The sequence below is a fragment of the Paracraurococcus ruber genome (assembly GCF_004353985.1).
GTDB lineage: Bacteria > Pseudomonadota > Alphaproteobacteria > Acetobacterales > Acetobacteraceae > Paracraurococcus > Paracraurococcus ruber.
Window position 1 is genome coordinate 1 of the sequence record NZ_SMOA01000479.1, and the last position, 2,535, is coordinate 2,535.

Below are 2,535 nucleotides of genomic sequence, written 5' to 3' on the forward strand. Positions count from 1 at the left end.
GCCGGCCGGCCCTCGCGCGGGGCCGCCGGCGCGCCGCCCGGGCAGGGCGCCCGGCCGGCGCGGTAACCGAACCCTCACGGTTTTTTGGCACCAGACCGGTTTGTGCAGGACATCGGGACGCCCCGCGCCATGCCAGCCGCCACGCCCATGCCGGCCCCCCTGCCCCCGGCCGCCGCCGCCGCCCGACCGGGGCCCGGGCGCCGCCGCGTCCAGGCCGGCCTACTCCTCCTCGGCGGCCTGCTGGCCAGCCCCCGCATCCTCCGGGCCGATCGCCGGCCGCTGCGCGTCACCTTCGTCAATCCGGGCCGGGCGGATGAGGCGCTGTGGCGGATGATCGAGCTGTCGATGCAGCAGGCGGCGCCGCAGCTCGGCATCGCGCTGACCGTGGCGCAGGCCGGCCGCAACCGCCAGCTGATGCGCAGCGAGGCGCTGGCCGCCCTGGCCGCGACGCCGCCGCCCGACCTCCTGCTCATCGGCAATGAGGAGCGCAGCGCCCGCGAGGTCATCCTCGCCGCCGAGGCGCGGGGCGTGCCCTGCTTCCTGCTGCTGAACGACCTCGACGCGGCGGATGCCGAGGCGATGGGCGCCCCGCGGGAGAGGGTGCGCGCCTATCTCGGCAGCCTGGTGCCGGACAACCTCGCGGCCGGCCGCGACCTGGCGGAGGCGCTGCTGGCCGCGGCGCGGGCCAGGGCGGGGAGCGGCACCGGGACGAACGCGCCGGCGGGCCCCGGCGCCCGCCGCCGCCTGCTGGCCATCGTCGGGGACCGTGTCACGCCGAGCTCCACCCTGCGGGAGGAAGGGCTGCACCAGGCCATCGCCGCCGCCGGCGATGCCGAGGTGGCGCGCGTGCTGCCCGGCCACTGGAGCGAGCGGGAGGCGGAGGCGGCGGCCGGGCGCTACCTGGCCTGGGCACGCGCCGGCGGCGTGGGCACCGACCTCGTCTGGGCCGCCAACGACCCGATGGCGATCGGCGCCCTGCGCGCCTTCGCCGCCGCCGGCGAGACGCCCGGCGAGACGGTCCTGTTCGGCGGCGTGAACTGGACGACGGCGGCGCTCGACCTGATCGCCGAGGGCCGCATGGAAGTGTCCTTCGGCGGGCATCTCTTCGCCGGCGTGCTGGCCCTGGCGGTGCTGCGCGACTGGGCCGATGGCCGCGACTTCGCCACGGAGGGCGGCGGCCGGCTCCGGCTGCCGCTGGCCCCCGCCCGGCGTGACCGGGCGGCGGCGCTGCGCCGGATGCTGGAAGCCGGGCCCTGGGACCGGATCGACGCCGCGGCGCTGACGCGCGCCGCGCGCGGGCCGGATGCGCCGGCGCTGCCGCCCCTGGACCTGCTGCTGCAGCGCCTGATGCCGACAGCCGCCGCCGGGCGATGAACGGCCCGCGGCGGCGGCATTTCAGCGGCCGGTTCCTGCTCTGGACCCTGCCGGCGCTGCTGGTCGTCAACCTCGCCGTCTCCAGCATCCTCGCGGCGCGGCTCTGCCTGGACGGGATCGCGGCCATCGAGCGGCGGGCGGCGGTCATCCTGCCCGACCTGGCCGCGGCCGCCGCGGACCCCCTCTGGACCTTCCGGACGGAGGAGGTGCAGGCGCTGATGCGCAGCGTCATCGCCGACCCGGACATCGTCGCCGCCAGCATCCTGAACGACCGGGGCCAGGCGGTCTTCGCCTGGACGGCGGCCGCGGCGCCGCGCTGGCGGCAGCGCGAGCACCGGCACCCCATCACCTACCGCGACCAGCACCTGACGGTCCCGGTGGGCGAGATCCGCCTGACCACGGCGGCCGACCGGGCCCTGGGCCATGCGCTGGCCGCCGTGGCGCGGGAATTCGGGCTGGCGCTCGCCTCCTCCCTCATCGTCCTGCTCGGCGGCCTGCTGGCGACGCGGCGGCTGCTGGTCCGCCCGCTCGGCACGCTGATCGCCGCCCTGCACGGTGCCCGCTACGGCGCGCCGCGCGGCCAGGTGCCCGTCGCACCCGGCACCGTCGAGGAGGTCGGCGCGGTGGTGGCCGCCTTCAACGCCATGCAGCGGCGGCTGGATGCGGGGGAGGCGGAGCGCCAGGCAGCGACGGCGCGGCTGCTGCGGCACTACGACCACACGCCGGCGCTGCTCTATTCGGTGGATCGGCAGGGCATCATCCGCCACGCCAGCGCGCATTGGCTGCGCGCCACCGGCCATGCGCGGGACAGCGTGATCGGCCGGCCGCTGGCGGCCTTCCTCGACCCCGAGAGCGCCGACCGCTACGCCCGCGCGATCCTGCCGGATTTCCTGCGCACCGGCCGCACCCAGGAAACGCCGCTGCGGCTGCTCCGGCGGGACGGATCGGCCGCCGATGTGCTGCTGTCCGAGAGCGCGGACACCGATCCCGCCGATGGCGAGATCCGCTCGGTCTCCGTCATGGCCGATGTCACCAGCCTGAGTGTCCATCCGGGAACATGGTGAGTCATCTGAATCGGTTGTGACTGGCGGGTTGCGGCGGGTGGTGCGCGATTTGGCGGGATGTGGACGCCGGAGAACCGCGGTCGGTATGACCGCAGCA

At 76.6% G+C, this 2,535-nt stretch carries 2 protein-coding genes; both read left to right on the top strand.

The features are described 5' to 3' along the window. Positions 1 to 147 precede the first annotated feature (147 nt). The gene (locus E2C05_RS30960) at positions 148 to 1,374 is read left to right on the top strand and encodes an ABC transporter substrate-binding protein (protein ID WP_133223452.1); all 1,227 of its coding nucleotides are present in this window, start codon (positions 148 to 150) and stop codon (positions 1,372 to 1,374) included. Next, complete coding sequence (locus E2C05_RS30965) at positions 1,371 to 2,438, top strand: PAS domain-containing protein (protein WP_133223453.1); 1,068 nt, start codon at positions 1,371 to 1,373, stop codon at positions 2,436 to 2,438. The genes E2C05_RS30960 and E2C05_RS30965 overlap by 4 nt, the downstream gene beginning before the upstream one ends. Positions 2,439 to 2,535 lie beyond the last annotated feature (97 nt).

What these genes read in the sequence shown, in the direction of transcription:
- E2C05_RS30960 (WP_133223452.1), top strand. Translation starts at nt 148, where the DNA reads ATGCCGGCCCCCCTGCCCCCGGCCGCCGCCGCCGCCCGACCGGGGCCC.
- E2C05_RS30965 (WP_133223453.1), top strand. Translation starts at nt 1,371, where the DNA reads ATGAACGGCCCGCGGCGGCGGCATTTCAGCGGCCGGTTCCTGCTCTGG.